Source organism: uncultured Microbulbifer sp. (assembly GCF_913055755.1).
Lineage (GTDB): Bacteria > Pseudomonadota > Gammaproteobacteria > Pseudomonadales > Cellvibrionaceae > Microbulbifer.
Map to the genome: position 1 here is coordinate 15083 of NZ_CAJXKH010000018.1, position 16103 is coordinate 31185.

Here is a 16103-nt window from a genome sequence, read left to right on the forward strand (position 1 = left end):
GGATCCCGCCCCATTTACTCGAGTTGATGCTGATACTTTTGTGCCGCCTTTTCATTGCCCTGTTCGCGATGGATGGACACCAGAGCGGAGACGATCTGTCGATCCTGCGGAAACCGCTGCAGCCCCTGCTCCAGCTCCTTGATCGCCTGATTCGGCCTACCGGAAGAATTCAGCGCGATGGCGTACACATAGATATAGCGTGGCGACGTGACCGCAGCGTGAGCCGATTCCCGCAGGTAATCCATCGCTTCATCCATTCTTTTCTGGCGTACAAGTGAAAGTCCCAGCGCGTGCTGGATCGGGCTTTTGTGCAGCGAGGCTTCAAGCCCCTGCTGCAACACCTTTTCCCCCAGAGCCTCCCTGTCGGCGCTTCGATACAGGTCGGCGAGGTTGACGTAGGCCGGGCTATAGCTCGGCTCAAGCTCAATGGCTTTGCGGAAATAGGATTCCGACTTCAGGGTATCTCCCTGCTGCGCATAGTACCCCGCCAGGTTCACCAGGGATTCCGGGCGATCGGAATTGAAGGTCTCGGATGCCAGGTAGTCCTGTAGCCCCTTGGCAAACATCTCCTTCACCGGTGCCGGATAACGATCGATTGGCGTCGCAGCAATGGCATTGGCGGCCTCGGCGGCTATCACGCGCTCGTTCTCGTACAGCAGCGGAATCGCCAGCGCCGGCCGAACCTGTTCCGCCACCCGGTCCAGAGACTGGGCCATTCCCAGGTGCAAGAGTGCGTCATCTCCCTGAGCAACCACCTGCAGGACCTGGGCACTGGTCTGCGACAGGTAATCCGGTAACAGAGAAACCGCTGTGGCACGGGCAATCGCAGGCTGGGACTCATCCATCACCAGGTTCAACAACCTGGACTCGGCATCCGCCGCCCCGGTACGGCCGGCATGCAACGCCTCGCCATAGTGCGGGTCCGGCTTGCCATATTTTGCCTCCAATATCTGTGTGGCCCACTTGTCGCCCTTGTCCGCATGGCAGCCGGTACAGGCATTCGGGGAACCGATTGACTGGGACAGATCCGGCCGCGGCACACGGAAGCTGTGATCCCGCCGCGCGTCCACCTGCATGTATACCTTGTCGGTCATATGGCAGTTCACGCACTGGGCACCCTCGCTGGCGGCCGGGTGAAAATGGTGCTCTGCGGTATCGAATTTTTCCGGCAGGTGGCACTGGGCGCAGAGCGCATTGTCCTGCGCCCGCAGCTCCATGCTATGGGGGTTGTGGCAATTGCTGCAGGTGACACCGGCCGCGTGCATTTTGCTCTGCAGGAAAGAACCGTAGACATAGACCTCGTCGTCAATCTGGCCATCCGCGTGATACAGCCCTTCATCCAGCAACGCCAGGTTAAAGTGATCGAAGAACTCGCTCTGGGGATGGGCGCCGGGAAACGCGGTGCTGCGCCGGGAGTGACACTGGGCACACACCTGTAGCTCTTTGTGGATATTCGCATTGCCATCTTTTTTTACCAGCTGTGCAATCCCCGTCTCCATATTCATCTGCCAGGCGCCCTGTAGACGATCGCGGTAGGAGATTTCCAGCCCCCTGCCGGCGCCGTAGTCTTTCCGCTTCTCCGCCGGGGCATTCGCCCAGGTCACGTGACCGGAACCCGGTCCGTGGCAGGCCTCACAGCCCACATTGATCTCGGACCAGGTACTGGCAAAGCTTTTCGAGCTGGCGTCGTAATTCTTCTGAAAGTTGGTGGAGTGGCAATCCGCGCACATGAAGTTCCAGTTCTGGCTGAGCCCGGTCCAGTGCAGCGGATCACCCGGCTTGATCTCCTCATCCGGGTAGAGGTGGAACCAGCGCTGGCCACCGGCTTCTTCTGAGCGGGAATCCCAGGCGATGGACAATGCCTGCAGCCGGCCACCGGGCATCTCGATCAGATACTGCTGCAGAGGCTCCACTCCGAAGGTGTAGGCCACCGGATACTCGTGCAGCTTTCCGTCCGGGCCGTCGGTCTTCGCAAAATATTTTCCATCGCGCTGAAAGAATTTAGAAACGGTACCGTAGTAATCGAACTCCGCGTCGTCGAAATTGCCAATCACGGTTTTATCAGTGGCTTCTTTCATCGCCAGGTCGTGGTGGGAATGCTGCCACTGATCAAAGGCCTGCTGGTGACAGCTGGCGCACTGTTCCGCGCCAATATACGCCAGACCATCCGCACGCCGGGAGTGCGTATTTTTCTGCGGGGAGGCAGCGTTTTTCACCGGCTTCGCGAGCGCCGCTATATTTTTTTCGCTACTGGATTCGCTGTTAACCGCGCTGCTGGCTTGTGGTTCCGCCCTGCGCTCTGAGCTGGTGGCTTCTGATGACACTCTGTCGTTGTTTTTACCGCACCCGACAACCAATAACAGCAAGAACAGAACAGGCAGCAACGTGCGCATGGTCACTCCGATTTATAAATTTATGGCCCCATTATAGCCGTATCATGGCAGGTATCTGCTTTCCCTCTGCTAGCGTTAATAGGGGAAGACAGCGAGGTTCTGTATGTCGGCGAGAGAACAGATTGCGCAACTGGAATCCGCGATGGGTCAATCCATCATCGGCCAGCGGGATGTGATTCGCCGCCTGATCATTGGCCTGCTCGCCAATGGCAACCTGCTGGTCGAAGGTCTGCCGGGACTGGCGAAAACCCGCGCCATTAAATCCCTGGCGAAAAACCTGGAGGCGGATTTCAGCCGCATCCAGTTCACGCCGGATCTATTGCCGGCGGATGTCACCGGTACCGATATGCTCTACCGGAATGACACGTCCCCAGGCGGGATCTCAGAGTTCCGTTTCCACCCCGGTCCCATCTTCGCCAATATCGTCCTCGCCGACGAAATCAATCGGGCACCCGCCAAGGTACAGTCGGCCCTGCTGGAGGCAATGGAAGAGCGCCAGGTCACCGTGGCCGGCAAGACCCATAAAATGCCGCCACTGTTTATGGTGATGGCCACCCAGAACCCCATCGAGCAGGAAGGCACCTATCCCCTGCCGGAGGCGCAGATGGATCGCTTCCTGATGCATGTGCTGATTACCTACCCACCGGTGGAAGACGAGGTCTCGGTGATCGAACTGGTGCGAGGCGAGGAAATCGCCGCCGCCGAAGCACCGGTGACCGATCCCGCCGCGGTGCCGACAGAGCCGGCAGAACAATCCGCAGCCATTCCGCAGCAGGCGATATTCGACGCGCGCCGGGAAATTGCCACCATTCATACTTCCGATGCCATGGCGCGCTATATCGCCGATTTGATTGAGGTGAGCCGTCATCCGCAGAAAATCTCCGACGAGCTGGCGCGCTGGATCGAGATCGGCGCCAGCCCGCGGGGCTCCATCGCACTGGACAAGGCCGGGCGCACCAACGCCTGGCTGGAAGGCCGCGACTACGTGGATCCACAGGACATTCACGCAGTGGTGCACGACTGCCTGCGCCACCGCCTGGGTCTGAGTTTCAAAGCCCAGGGCGAGGGCATCACCGCGGACCGGGTGATCGATACCCTGATCCAGAACGTCGCCCTGCCCTGAGCGGCGTTTCTGGGAGCGCCTGCCATGTTCGATTTTCTCACCCGTCACAGGAATCTCAGCCGTGCCGGTATCGCCGAGCCCGCCCCGGTGGCAGAAAATGGCGACTACCGGGTGCACCTGGACCTGCCTTACCTGCAATCCCTGGAGGGCCCCGCGCAGAGCCTGAACCTGCTACCAAGGCAGCCGGCCCGCAGCGTGCTCGCCGGCCGCCACGCATCAAAGCTGCGCGGACGCGGTCTCAACTTTGAGGAGTTGCGCGAGTACTGGCCCTCCGACGACGTCCGCGCCATCGACTGGAATGTCACCGCCCGCACCGGCGAGCCCCACGTGCGCGTGTATACCGAAGAGCGCGACCGCCCCACCCTCGTGGTGGTGGACCAGCGTATGTCCATGTTCTTTGGCACCCGCTACAAAATGAAATCGGTCACCGCCGCCGAGGCGGCCGCCCTCGCCGCCTTCGCCATACTGCACCAGGACGATCGCGTCGGCGGCATCGTCGTGACTGACGACGCAGTATTCAGCCAGCGCCCCAAGCGCAGCCGCGCCGCCCTCACCCATTTCCTCACCGCACTGGCAGACGCCAATCAAGCCTTGCACGCCAACGCGCCGGTAGCCGAAGCGACGTCGCTGGATGCGGTACTGAAAGCCGTGGCCCAGATTGCCCGGCGCGACCACCTGATCCTGCTGATCAGCGACTTCGATATCACCAGTGATGCCACCACCCGCCTGGTCGGCGGCATTGCGCGGCGCAATGATGTGATCCTGATGCCGGTCAGCGACCCCACCGGGCAAACCATGCCCAAGGGCTTTGTCAGCGCCATTTCCGACGGCGAACGCCAGGCGACCCTCGATACCGGCGATGACGCCACCCACGGCGCCATGAACACCTTCAACCGCGAGCGACGGGCGGTGATCGAAGACTGGCACCGCCGCTTCGGGATTCCCCTGGCATCGCTGTCCGCCGCTGAAGACACCCTGCCGCAATTGCGCCGACTCCTGGGGTTGGCTTCCGCGACGACTGCATCCGCGTCCGGCAAGCCCAGTGCAGGAGCAACCGATGCAACAGGATAAGCCCGCCGCAGAAGAAACCCTGCCGGACCTGATCGCGCAACTGGTGCCACCGCCGGCGCCGGATACCATCTCCCTGTGGCCGCAAACACCGCTGGCCAAAGGTCTGTTACTTTTTTTACTTCTGCTGCTGTTACTCCTCGCCTGGTACGCACTCAAACGCTACCGCGCCAATGCCTACCGGCGCGCCGCGCTCAAGGCACTGGCGCAATCGGGAGACGACCCGGCAATCATCGCAGAGATCGTCCGGCGCACCGCACTCGCCACCTTCCCGCGCCAGCAGGTCGCCGCGCTGACCGGCAACGACTGGCTGGATTTTCTCAACCGGCATTGTGCGGGTGCCAATTTTTCCGGCGAACCGGGGCATCAGCTGGTGCACGGCGCCTACCGCGCGGACCAGCCCCCGTCACCGGAGCTGGCCCGGCTCGCCGCGCACTGGATCAGAAGACACCGGGCGGGGAACAGGGTTTTGCGGGAACCTGCGCGGGAACAACAGTCCACCCACGGAGCCACGACGCCATGACGTTGAGCGGGCTGAGCTTTGCGTTTCCCTGGGCCTTCCTGCTGCTGCCCCTGCCACTGGTAGTTTGGAAAATCGCCCCGCCCCACCGCCAGCGCGTGCCGGCGCTGCGCGTGCCGTTTTTCCAGCAGCTGATCGAACACCTGGGACTGCAATCCGGCGCCGGCGCGATGGTGCGCAAACGCCGGCTGTGGCAGGTACTGACCGGCGCCCTGGTATGGGCCCTGATTGTCTGCGCGCTGGCACGGCCGGAGCAGGAAGGGGAAGCCGTGACGCTGCAAAAGCCCGCCCGCGACCTGATCATTGCGGTGGATATTTCCGGGTCCATGGACCAGCAGGATTTCATTACCGGCGACGGCACCCGCGAACAGCGGCTGGCCGGCGTCAAAAGTGTGCTCGCGAAATTTATCCAGCAACGGCAAGGCGAACGCCTGGCACTGATCGTGTTTGGCAGCAAGGCGTTTGTACAGGCGCCGCTCACCACCGACCTGCACACGGTGCTGGAATTGCTGCAGCAGACCGATGTGGGCATGGCCGGCCCCCACACTGCACTGGGAGATGCCATCGGTCTCTCCATCCGCCAGTTTGAAAGCAGTGACGTCAAACAGCGCCTGTTGATCCTGCTGAGTGACGGCAGCGATACCGCCAGCACCATGAGCCCGATCAATGCCGCCGCCATTGCCGCCCAGCGCCAGGTAAAGATTCTCACCATTGGCGTGGGCGACCCGCAGGGCGACGCGGAAAACCGGCTGGACGAGAAAAACCTGAAAGCCATCGCCAGCCGCACCGGTGGTGCCTTTTACTACGCCAACGACCAGCAGACACTGAAGCGCGTTACCCGTGAGATCGACAAGCTGGCACCCAAGCTGGTGGACAGTGAAACCTATCGCCCCCACCGCTCCCTGGCCTGGTGGCCACTGGCCGCCGCGCTGGTGCTGGCACTGCTGGGTTTCCTCGCGCAGGCAATCCGTCTGGCGCGTGCAGGTAGCTCCGGTGTTTCCGCGGAGGTCGGGCCGTGAATGCATTCGGTGGCGAACTGGGCAATTTTTTCAGCGTCTTTTTCAGCGCTTTTCACTTCCTGCGCCCCAGCTGTCTGCTGGCGCTGCCGGTTATCCTCAGCCTGTGGTGGTGGCTGCGCCGGCCGGCGCCGGATGCGCAGAATGCTAGCGCACATGTTGCCCCGCACCTGGCGCGCGCCCTGAGTGTGGGAGAACCTGCCGGGCGCGGCTGGCAGCTGCGCCCGGCAGACCTGGCTGCACTGGTGCTCACGCTGCTCAGTGTGGGCGCTGCCGGCCCCGCCTGGACGCGCCTGCCGGATCCACTAATGGCGAAGACCGCGCCGCTGGTACTGGTGATACAGGTCAGCGACAGCATGCAGGAGCCGGACGTGCCCCCGAGCAGGCTGGAGCGGGGCAAACAGAAAATACTGGACCTGCTCGCCACCCGCGATGGCGCGCCCACCGCTCTGGTCGCCTATGCCGGCAGTGCGCACCGTGTAGTGCCGCTCGCCGAGGATGAAAACCTGCTGCGGCCCTATGTGGAAGGGCTGGAGGTCGACATCATGCCGGTGCCCGGTAACAACGCGGCCGCCGCACTGAAACTCGCGGAATCCATTCTCGCCGCTGAACAGACACCCGGTGGCATCCTCTTTTTCAGCGATGGTATCGAACAAAAAGACCTGCAGGCCTTCAACCAGCGCGACGGCAACAACAGCCTGGGACTGCTGATACTGGTTCCGGGCAACAAGGCAATTGCCGGCGCAGATAATATTCGCGGCGCGCGGGTGGCCCGGGTGACGCCGGACAAGCGCGACCTCGAAGGTTTCCAGCGCTACTTCAATTCCGCGTTCCGCCACGCGCTGGTCAAAGATGACAACCTGCAGTGGAACGACCGCGCCTGGTGGCTGGCATGGCCCGCGGCAATATTGATGCTGTTCTGGTTCCGCCGCGGATTTGTGATCGGGCGCAACGCTATGCCGGCGGGGAGCATCGCACTCGCTCTGGCGGTTGTGCTGACCGGCACGGCGCAAAATGCCGGGGCGCAACCGGCGGGTCCACTGGAGAAATTGTTTACCCCGGACCAGCTGGGCCAGCTGTACAGCAACCGCAATGACTACGCGCGGGCGGCCGGCTTTTTCGATGATCCCTACCGCAAGGGCTACGCACAATATCAGGCGGGCCACTACGAAGACGCGGCCAATACGCTCGCACCGCTGACCACACCGGAGGCCGTGTTTACCCGCGGCATGGCCCAGATAAAAAGCGGCCAGTACGAGGATGCCATCGCCGCCTTCGAGCAGGTGCTGCAGAGCGAGCCACAGTTCCCCGGTGCCGAAGAAAACCTCGCCCAGGCAAAAAAAATCCTCGCCTATATGCAAAAATCCCGCGGTGACGAGGAGGAAGAACTGCAGCAGTCCGAAGATGAAGACGAAACCTTCGATCCCGAGCAGCAACCGCAACAGCCGGTGGAAAAACAGGGGGAACAGGACACCACCACCGTCAGCGCCGAACAGTGGATGTCCACCCTCGACACCAGCACCAGCGATTTCCTGAAGCAGCGCTTTGCGGTGGAAGCGGAAAACCCGCAAACGGGCGAACAATGAACCGCGAACTGTTCTACAAGGTTACCTGCCTTTTACTACTGGTGCTTGTTGCCGGCCCGGGCCTGGCGCAATCATCGAGCCCCCGCCCGATCATCGAAACCTCGCTGTCGCAAAGTGAAACCGTGCCCGGCGAGGCGGTGACAGTGACGGTGACAATACTGGTGCCCACCTGGCTGACCGAGCCGGTGGAATTTCCCCAGGTCGACAATACCAACCTTTCCATTACCACCCCGGGGCGCTCGACGGTCTCTGTCAGCCGCGAAATCAACGGCAACACCTGGTCCGGCGTTACTCGTTATTACCGACTGATTCCCCTCGCTCCCGGCCGGTATGCCCTGCCACAGCAAAACCTGACGCTGCACTACAAAAATCCCCAGGGAGGCGACAATATCCAGGGCACGGTTGCGATACCCACCATCACCCTCAACGCACGGGCGCCCAAGGGTGCTGAGAATCTAAAACCGTTCATTGCCGCCACCGGCCTCACACTTGAGCAACAGATTGACGGTAACCCGGAAAAGCTGAAACCCGGGGACAGTTTCTCGCGCACCGTGACCGCCACCATCGAGGGCTCGACCGTGATGTTCCTGCCACCCATGCAGGGCACCGGCGCACCGCAGGGCATCGCCGCCTATCCGGATACGCCGCAGGCAAAAGACACGCAAGACGGCGGGGTGCGCAGGGAAAAGGTGACCTACGTGGTGGAGTCCGCCGGCGGTGGTGAACTACCGGCAATCACACTGCGCTGGTACAACCTGGATACGGGAAAGATAGAAAGCACAGAAGTGGCGGCGGTAACAGTCCGCGCCGGCAAGCCGCCACTTTCCAGTCGAGTATCGCTATGGAACTTGGCCCTGCTACTGGTGGGCACTGCGATGCTGTGGATGCTCGGCTGGTATTACGCGCGACCGCGCTTTGTCCGCTGGCAACGACAACAGCAAACAGCCAACCGGGAAACTGGCCGCACCGCACTACAGCACCTCAGAACAGCGGTAAGCGATAAAGACTACGACGGCGCGTTACACGCCTACTATGCGTGGGCGCGTCACACCGGTAACGAAGACGACCAGGTCCGCTCCAAGCTACTGGCCCTGGGCGCCGCCCGCTATGGCGCCGCCGGTGCAGCCGACGCCGCCCTCTGGCAATCCCTGCAACGGGCCGTCGCCACGCTGGCGCCCACTTCTCGGCGCAAGTGGGCCGGGGGCCTGCCTCCGCTCAACCCCTGATACTCTCGCCGAGCCTCCTTGCCCGTGCCCCCCCGCCCCGCCGCCACACAAGACCTGCGAGTCACCCTGTCGGCACCATTGATCTCAAGTCAGCCGACAAAGGAGCAAATCGTGACTATTCTTTAAGCGTAGAAGCAATATTCGTAGCGCCCAGGCACCGCGCCCGGGGCTGACGAGGAGTAGTATGCATTCTTGCCAACACCCCACGCGGCGAGTCCGCGCAGCGTTCGCCGCCCTGTCCCGTTTCACCCGCACGGTCCGTATCGCGCCCCTGTTACTACTGACGGGCTTGTGCTTTGTCTTCTCCCAGCAGCTGGCGGCGGAGACGGACCCGCTCCCCTCCTGGAATGACGGCAAAACCAAGCAGGCCATCGTCGAATATGTGCAAAACGTGACGCGCGCTGGATCTGCGGATTTTGTGCCGGAGAACCAGCGCATCGCCACCTTCGACAATGACGGCACCCTGTGGGCGGAAAAGCCAATCTATTTCCAGTTGATCTACGCCATCGACCAGGTCAAGAAAATGGCGCCCGAGCATCCGGAGTGGAAAACCCAGGAACCCTTCGCGTCCGTGCTGAAAGACGATATGGAGGGCGTGGTCGCCAGCGGCAAGGAAGGGCTGATGAAAATCATTGCCGCCACCCACGCCAATATGACCGCGGAAGAATTCCATGCGAATGTGGCGAGCTGGCTAAAGACCGCCCGTCACCCCAAAACCAACCGTCCGTTTAACGAAATGATCTACCAGCCAATGCTGGAACTGCTCACCTACCTGCGTGCGAACGGTTTCAAGACATTCATTGTGTCCGGCGGCGGTATCGACTTTATGCGGGTATTCGCCGAACAGACCTACGGCATTCCGCCGGATCAGGTGGTCGGCTCCAGCCTCAAGGCCAAGTACGAGGTGCGCAACGGTAAACCGGTCATCGTCAAATTACCGGAGATCAATCTGGTGGACGATAAGGAAGGCAAGCCGGTAGGTATCCACCAGCATATTGGCCAGCGCCCGATCTTCGCCGCCGGCAACTCCGACGGTGACTACCAGATGCTGCAGTGGACCACCGCCGGCGACGGCGCGCGTTTTGGCCTGATAGTGCACCACACCGACGCCAAGCGCGAATGGGCCTACGACCGCAAGTCCCACGTCGGCCAGCTGAACAAAGCGCTGGACGACGCCGGCAAAAAAGGCTGGACAGTCATCGATATGAAAAACGACTGGAAAGTGGTGTTCCCACCCGCCGGGCAGTAACTCGCCCATCATTCATCCACGCAACCAACCACACACCGAAAACCTATTGTTGTAATCCTCCAGGAGGAAAAAAATGGTTCGCAGCACTCTCAAACGCTTGCTACGTGTGCCGATTGCGGTCACCTCCGTAGCCCTGATGTGCCTCGGCAACAGCGCCGCCCAGGCCCAGGACAAACCCAACATCCTAGTGATCTGGGGTGATGATATTGGCATGTGGAATATCAGTGCCAACAGCAAAGGCATGATGGGCTACAAAACTCCGAACATCGACCGCATCGCCAAAGAGGGCCTGTCGTTCACAGACTACTACGGTCAGCAGTCCTGTACCGCCGGCCGCGCCGCGTTTATGGGCGGCAATGTGCCTGTGCGCACAGGCATGACCAAAGTTGGCCTGCCCGGTGCGAAAGAAGGCTGGCAAGAGTCCGACGTGACCATCGCTGCGGTGATGAAAAGCCTCGGCTACGCAACCGGCCAGTTCGGCAAAAACCACTTCGGTGACCGCGACGAACACCTGCCGACCAACCACGGCTTTGATGTATTCTTCGGCAATCTTTATCACCTGAACGCGGAAGAAGAGCCGGAGAATCGCGACTACCCGAAAAACCCGGAATTTCGCAAGAAATTTGGCCCGCGCGGGGTAATCAAGGCCAGCGCGGACGGCAAGATCGAAGATACCGGACCGCTTACCAAAAAGCGCATGGAAACCGTGGATGAAGAAACCCTGGCCGCGGCCATGGACTTTATCAAGCAGCAGGTCAACGCCGGCAAGCCGTTCTTTGTCTGGTGGAATGCCACCCGTATGCACTTTCGCACCCATGTGAAGGAGGAACACAAGGGGCTGTCTGGACCGACCGGAAACGAATACCAGGACGGTATGGTCGAGCACGACATGCACGTGGGCAAACTGCTGGATTTACTCGATCAGCTGAAGATTGCCGACAACACCATCGTGTTCTACTCCACCGACAATGGCCCACACTTCAATACATGGCCGGATGCGGGCACCACCATCTTCCGCAGTGAGAAAAACTCCAACTGGGAGGGGGCTTACCGGGTGCCCGCGTTTGTACGCTGGCCGGGCAAGTTCCCCGCAGGTAAAACCCTGAATGGCATTGTTGCCCACGAAGACTGGTTGCCGACCTTCGCGGCTGCCGGTGGCAATCCCAACATCAAGGAACAATTGATGAAAGGGACAAAGTTGATTGGTCGTAAATATAGAAACTATATCGACGGTCACAACATGCTGGATTACTTTACCGGCAGTGCCGAGGAATCTCCCCGCCACGAGTTCATCTACGTGAATGACGACGGTCAGATCGTGGCCATGCGCTACGACGCCTGGAAAGCGGTCTTCCTGGAAAACCGCGGCAAGGCCTTCGGTGTGTGGATGGAGCCCTTTACCGAGCTGCGCGTACCACTGCTCTTCAATCTGCGCAGGGATCCGCTCGAACGCGCTCAGCACAATGCCAACACATACTATGATTGGCTACTTGACCGTGCATTTGTCTTCGTTCCCCTGCAGCAGATGGCCGGGAAATTCCTCAAAACCATGCAGGAATATCCCCCCAGCCAGACCCCAGGTTCTTTCAACCTCAAGAAAATTGAGGAACAGCTGAAAGCGGGGGCCGGTAGCAGTAACTGATGGTTTCATCCACAAAAAAGCCCGCACAATGTGCGGGCTTTTTTCATTCCTGCAGCTAATCAGGGGAATACCAGATGGGACTACTAAACGCACGCTCCTGTAATGTCAGCGGCACCTTCTTGTCCATTTCTATCTTGTTTCTTACCTTGTCATACAGCGTCCATCTGGGGGTTGGAACCTCCAGCACCCGCACGTAGTACACCGCTTTATGCGAAGGATTGAATTCCTTGTCCTCGAAATAGCCGATCAACTGCGCGTCGCCGGCGTTTTTGTCGTACTCCGCGGTTTTCAAATCAACCGTATCACCCACATGCTGGATATGCCCCTGCCCGTCCAGTTTGCGATCCCCTGACCACTTCACGTTGTACACCTTTTCGTGGGCTTCGCCGTTGCCATCCAACCAGCCCTTGATGATCTGGACCCGGTCCAGGTTGGCCCCTTCCGGATCTTTCATCGCCGCTACCAGGAACTTCACCCGTTGAGCGGGCTTTGCACCTTTCAACTTGCCGCCCATGGGCACGCCCTTTTCATAGCCTGCCGCTTCCAGATCCCCCTCGGCATCCGCGGGTTCGAAATCAAATCCGCCGAAAAACCGCACCGTCATACGGGGACCGGTGGTGGCGAAGGTTTCCTTGCGCATCATGGCGTCCCAGATCGCCTCGCGGGTATTTTCCGTCGCCCATACACCGGTCAGGCCGGATGCGGCCTGCTCCCAGCCCACGTATGCTCCGGTGGGCCCGGTCAATATGGGATATTCCCAGCGGGTTTTGTTGCTGGGCTCGAGGGATTTGAATTTGCCGAAGAAATTATCTTCTATGGGAGTCGTTAGTCCCACATGGTTGTCGGTGCCCGCATTGGCGCCGTACTGGAAGGGGTTGGTACCCAGCTGCTCTTCCAGACGCATGCCGGCCTTCAGCGCCGGGCGCCAGTATTCGTATTTAAAGGAGCCCGGGGGTTTGGGTTTGAGGATCAGGTTGCCGCGATCCCACAGGTCCCAGTCCGCAAACTCATCCTCCGGCGACAGGCTGGGGTGGGACTCGCTCTGCCCCTTGATCTGGGTAAGCTCGTATAGCGGTTCGTAGCGGGCACGCATTTCTGCCCACTCCTTGGTCATCGGCGAGCCGTCGAAGCGTTTCTCTTCGAACATGCGGCCGTTGGACATGTTGCCGTTGTGGGGAATCGCCAGCACCCTTCCGCCGGTTTTGTCCTCGTAGGCCTTCATCCAGGCCCAGAGCCTTTCCGGATCCTGGGTTTCAAACGTGGTCAGCGGCAACAGGTTGCGGGTCTTGCTGGCGTCGTCGCGAAAAATGACATTGCGGTGCAGGTTGTCGCCGCCACCCGCATTCACTGTCCACTCGTAGGCGATGAAAGTGGAGAATTCCCCGGGCTGGTAAAACTTTTCCGCGGCATCGACGGTTTTCTCCCAGGCGGATTTCATCCATTTGGGATCCATCACCTCCTTCGGTAGCTTGCCTTCGGACTGCAACACCACCAGCTCACTCTTGGCGTCAGAGGCTGCCTTCTCATCTCCCGATGTGAGGGCGTCGTGCCAGCGCTTGAGGGTCTCGTTCGCCATCATTTCCGGGTTGGCGTCGACGATTTCGTTGATGACACCCATACCATCGGAATGGTCGGTAATCATGAACCAGTCGTAGGGCCGTTTGAGTTTGGCTTTCAGGCCACTATTGGAGGTCACCTCCTCACCGGTGGCGAAGCGATAGGCATCTTCCGGCGTGAGCGTGGCGCCGTCCATGCCGGCATCGGCAGACCAGCCGGTGTGTACGTGGGTATCACCAAAATAGGCCTGGGTGGAGTGGGTAGAAGTGCCTGAATTGGCGACTTTGCCAGTATCCGCACCGAATTCCTCGCCGAGGATTTGCTCCTTACCAGTTGACTGGTCATCAGCCGGCTGTGTTTCGGCATCGACCTGTGGTTTATCTTCCGCCCTGGTCTCTTCCTTTCCTATATCGACGCCAGCCGCGGTTTTATCTTCCCGCTCGCTGCTGCAAGCCGACAGCGCAATCGCTGTAGCGAGAAGTGGTATAGAGATTGATTGACACAGAATTTTCATAGATACCTCAGAGGAATTGAGCGCGGATCTACCGAACCACCTGGAATTCGGGCTCCGAAAGTATAGGCACTGTCGCATTTCATATAGCTCGCTTGGCGCCTATGCCGCTTCCCAGGTAAATGCTGTCATGGCCATCGGTTTCCTATACTCTTCTGTCCCTGTGTTATGTCGACACGCACGACGTGCAATTGATTTAATGAATGAATCTGATTCGCTGAATGGCAGCAAACTGGGGGAACCATGGCTCAAGGCTCAAAAAAGGCCGTTTTGTACGCGATATGCGTCAATGCAATCATCACTGTATTAAAGGGCATCGCAGCACTGGTTACCCATTCGGCAGCGATGATGAACGAAGCGGTCCACAGCCTGATGGACACGTTGAATCAGGTATTCCTGCTGATCGGACTCACCCGGGGCGGGCGGCCGGCGGACAGAGAATATGCATTCGGCCACGGCCAGAAGAAATATCTGTGGAACCTGTGGAGCGCCATTGGCCTGTTTTCCATCGGCTGCGGCCTCGGCCTGGCCCATGCGTGGCACGCCTGGCATAACCTCGGGCATATCGAGCGTCCGGAAGCCATTGCGGTGCTCGGCCTGGAAATCGCCCCGATCTGGATTTCTGCGGTGGTCCTGGTCATAGCCTTTATCCTTGAGGGCTATGTCCTGCTCGTGGCAGGCAGGGAGTTCCTGTCACGTATGCGGGCTGAGGGTATCCGCAATCCTTTCCGCTACTTGGCAAACGCAGACGACCCGACCCTGATTGCCGTATTGCTGGAAGACAGCATCGCCGTGACCGGCGTGATTCTCGCCGCAACCGGTATCGGCATGACCCAGTCCACCGGCAACCCCATGTGGGATATCGGATTTTCGGTACTGATTGCCCTGATGCTCGGATTCACGGCCATTTTCCTCGGCAAGATCAACATGCGCTATCTCACCAGCGTGCGCGATCACGATGCCGAGCGCACTTTCCAGGATATCGTTCGCAGCCACAGTGAAATCGAGCGCTACCACGACCTGCGCTCGGTGATCGTCGACGAGACACACACCGTGGTAGTGGCGGAAGTTGAGCTGCGGGAGGAGGTATTGATGCGCCATATGCGCGAGCGCATCGCCACCCATGAGCGGGAACTGCTGGAACGGGTGCCGGAACACCGGCGTACGCAAGCGGTGCTGGAATACGCGGAAACCCGGGCCACCATTCAGGCGACGCTAGAGGCCACGGAACAGTTGATCGACTCCCTGGAAGCGGAATTGAAAAAGCGCTGCCCCCAGGTGTTCCACCTCACCATTGAAATTGACGGCATTGCGGCGCCATCCAAACTGGATGACCCGGGCCAGTTGGAAGCGATTAGCTGAGGGCTGTCAGCAATTTACCGCGCGCCGGTTCCCGAGCCGGCGCCGGTGATGAAATCATTATTTCGGTGGCAGTGAACCGGCAAACTCCACACCGCGGGTAACCCAGCCGTCCAGGTCTGCGGCGATGGCATCTTCTTCTACATAAACCATCCCTTTGAGCGGCCTGCCGGTGTAGTCCATCGGGCGCGTATAGCGCTCGCTGAGCGCATCGTCATAATTTTCCGGCCCGACCCGTACCATCAACTCCTCACCCACAACTCCGCAGGCCATGTTGCCATTCAGCATAAACGCCAGGCCGCCGAACATCTGCTTTTCCGTCAGACCATCACTCTGCCCCAGCAGATCCCGCACCTTTTCCACGAGCATTTTGTTGTAAGCCATTGCGGCCTCCTTACTGTTACCAACTTGTGATTCGTGTCGTTTTTATTGGTTTCCCATTCCCTGTGCAAATTGCTATCCCGGTTCAAACACGGATGAAAGGACCGCAACCAGATCGTCCAGAACAATAGTGTCACTATCGCGAAAGTTCAGGCAGCCGCTGCCACACTTCACCCCGGGGTGCGCGTCGATATAGGGCTGGATATGTTTGCGCTCGCAGGTATACAGCGATACGTAGTGCTTCTGGCTGGCGATGGACACCCAGCCCGATCCCGACTCGTAGGTGGGCATCTTGTACTTGAAGGAAAGTTTTACCTCGGGGAATTGCGCGACAATAAAGCAATGCAGCGACGTCAGTCGTTCGCTGCGGTTTGCTGGTAGCTGGCTGAGATAGTCAGCAGGCAATTGCGGAATCTTCACCGTGCATGAAAAGTTATTGCCATTATTGCTTTAAGTGTAGCCGAGAATATGA

At 59.7% G+C, this 16103-nt stretch carries 13 protein-coding genes; 9 read left to right on the plus strand and 4 right to left on the minus strand.

Annotated elements, in window-relative coordinates; all coding sequences use genetic code 11:
• Positions 1-14: 14 nt before the first annotated feature.
• Positions 15-2216: a multiheme c-type cytochrome gene (locus tag QZ511_RS05255; RefSeq protein ID WP_295800017.1), complete on the minus strand. Its 2202-nt coding sequence runs from the start codon at positions 2214-2216 to the stop codon at positions 15-17.
• 280 nt (positions 2217-2496) lie between these two features.
• On the opposite strand from QZ511_RS05255, the gene QZ511_RS05260 reads away from it, so the two are divergent.
• The 8 genes from QZ511_RS05260 to QZ511_RS05295 all read left to right on the plus strand — a co-directional run bounded on the left by QZ511_RS05260 (position 2497) and on the right by QZ511_RS05295 (position 11823).
• Entirely contained in the window at positions 2497-3516 is a 1020-nt protein-coding gene (locus tag QZ511_RS05260) for an AAA family ATPase (protein ID WP_295800019.1), read from the plus strand.
• Positions 3517-3540: 24 nt separating this feature from the next.
• A complete protein-coding gene (locus tag QZ511_RS05265; protein WP_295800022.1) occupies positions 3541-4587 on the plus strand; it encodes a DUF58 domain-containing protein in 1047 nt (348 codons plus the stop codon).
• Positions 4574-5107: a DUF4381 domain-containing protein gene (locus QZ511_RS05270; RefSeq protein ID WP_295800025.1), complete on the plus strand. Its 534-nt coding sequence runs from the start codon at positions 4574-4576 to the stop codon at positions 5105-5107. The genes QZ511_RS05265 and QZ511_RS05270 overlap by 14 nt, the downstream gene beginning before the upstream one ends.
• Complete coding sequence (locus QZ511_RS05275) at positions 5104-6123, plus strand: VWA domain-containing protein (RefSeq protein WP_295800028.1); 1020 nt, start codon at positions 5104-5106, stop codon at positions 6121-6123. The genes QZ511_RS05270 and QZ511_RS05275 overlap by 4 nt, the downstream gene beginning before the upstream one ends.
• Positions 6120-7706: a VWA domain-containing protein gene (locus tag QZ511_RS05280; RefSeq protein ID WP_295800030.1), complete on the plus strand. Its 1587-nt coding sequence runs from the start codon at positions 6120-6122 to the stop codon at positions 7704-7706. Before QZ511_RS05275 ends, QZ511_RS05280 begins: the two co-directional genes overlap by 4 nt.
• A complete protein-coding gene (locus QZ511_RS05285) occupies positions 7703-8932 on the plus strand; it encodes a BatD family protein (protein ID WP_295800034.1) in 1230 nt (409 codons plus the stop codon). The genes QZ511_RS05280 and QZ511_RS05285 overlap by 4 nt, the downstream gene beginning before the upstream one ends.
• 184 nt (positions 8933-9116) lie before the next feature.
• On the plus strand, positions 9117-10181 hold the full coding sequence (locus QZ511_RS05290; RefSeq protein WP_295800036.1) for an HAD family hydrolase: 1065 nt from the start codon (positions 9117-9119) through the stop codon (positions 10179-10181).
• A 73-nt stretch (positions 10182-10254) separates the two neighbouring features.
• A complete protein-coding gene (locus QZ511_RS05295; RefSeq protein WP_295800039.1) occupies positions 10255-11823 on the plus strand; it encodes an arylsulfatase in 1569 nt (522 codons plus the stop codon).
• Positions 11824-11878: 55 nt separating this feature from the next.
• Here the strand turns inward: QZ511_RS05295 and QZ511_RS05300 are convergent, their stop codons facing one another.
• Entirely contained in the window at positions 11879-13894 is a 2016-nt protein-coding gene (locus QZ511_RS05300) for a DUF3604 domain-containing protein (RefSeq protein ID WP_295800041.1), read from the minus strand.
• A gap of 240 nt (positions 13895-14134) precedes the next feature.
• Between QZ511_RS05300 and QZ511_RS05305 the strand changes: the two genes are divergently transcribed.
• Positions 14135-15253: a cation diffusion facilitator family transporter gene (locus QZ511_RS05305; protein WP_295800042.1), complete on the plus strand. Its 1119-nt coding sequence runs from the start codon at positions 14135-14137 to the stop codon at positions 15251-15253.
• Positions 15254-15310: 57 nt separating this feature from the next.
• Here QZ511_RS05305 and QZ511_RS05310 read toward each other — a convergent pair whose 3' ends face one another.
• Positions 15311-15634: a TfoX/Sxy family protein gene (locus QZ511_RS05310; protein ID WP_295800045.1), complete on the minus strand. Its 324-nt coding sequence runs from the start codon at positions 15632-15634 to the stop codon at positions 15311-15313.
• 72 nt (positions 15635-15706) lie between these two features.
• Positions 15707-16036, minus strand: a complete 330-nt coding sequence (locus tag QZ511_RS05315; protein WP_295800047.1) for a DUF1801 domain-containing protein — start codon at positions 16034-16036, stop codon at positions 15707-15709.
• Positions 16037-16103 lie beyond the last annotated feature (67 nt).

Excerpts from the sequence above, each read along its gene's own strand:
- QZ511_RS05260 (WP_295800019.1), top strand. The coding sequence starts at position 2,497 with ATGTCGGCGAGAGAACAGATTGCGCAACTGGAATCCGCGATGGGTCAA.
- QZ511_RS05265 (WP_295800022.1), top strand. The coding sequence starts at position 3,541 with ATGTTCGATTTTCTCACCCGTCACAGGAATCTCAGCCGTGCCGGTATC.
- QZ511_RS05270 (WP_295800025.1), top strand. The coding sequence starts at position 4,574 with ATGCAACAGGATAAGCCCGCCGCAGAAGAAACCCTGCCGGACCTGATC.
- QZ511_RS05275 (WP_295800028.1), top strand. The coding sequence starts at position 5,104 with ATGACGTTGAGCGGGCTGAGCTTTGCGTTTCCCTGGGCCTTCCTGCTG.
- QZ511_RS05285 (WP_295800034.1), top strand. The coding sequence starts at position 7,703 with ATGAACCGCGAACTGTTCTACAAGGTTACCTGCCTTTTACTACTGGTG.
- QZ511_RS05290 (WP_295800036.1), top strand. The coding sequence starts at position 9,117 with ATGCATTCTTGCCAACACCCCACGCGGCGAGTCCGCGCAGCGTTCGCC.
- QZ511_RS05295 (WP_295800039.1), top strand. The coding sequence starts at position 10,255 with ATGGTTCGCAGCACTCTCAAACGCTTGCTACGTGTGCCGATTGCGGTC.
- QZ511_RS05300 (WP_295800041.1), bottom strand. The coding sequence starts at position 13,894 with ATGAAAATTCTGTGTCAATCAATCTCTATACCACTTCTCGCTACAGCG.
- QZ511_RS05305 (WP_295800042.1), top strand. The coding sequence starts at position 14,135 with ATGGCTCAAGGCTCAAAAAAGGCCGTTTTGTACGCGATATGCGTCAAT.
- QZ511_RS05310 (WP_295800045.1), bottom strand. The coding sequence starts at position 15,634 with ATGGCTTACAACAAAATGCTCGTGGAAAAGGTGCGGGATCTGCTGGGG.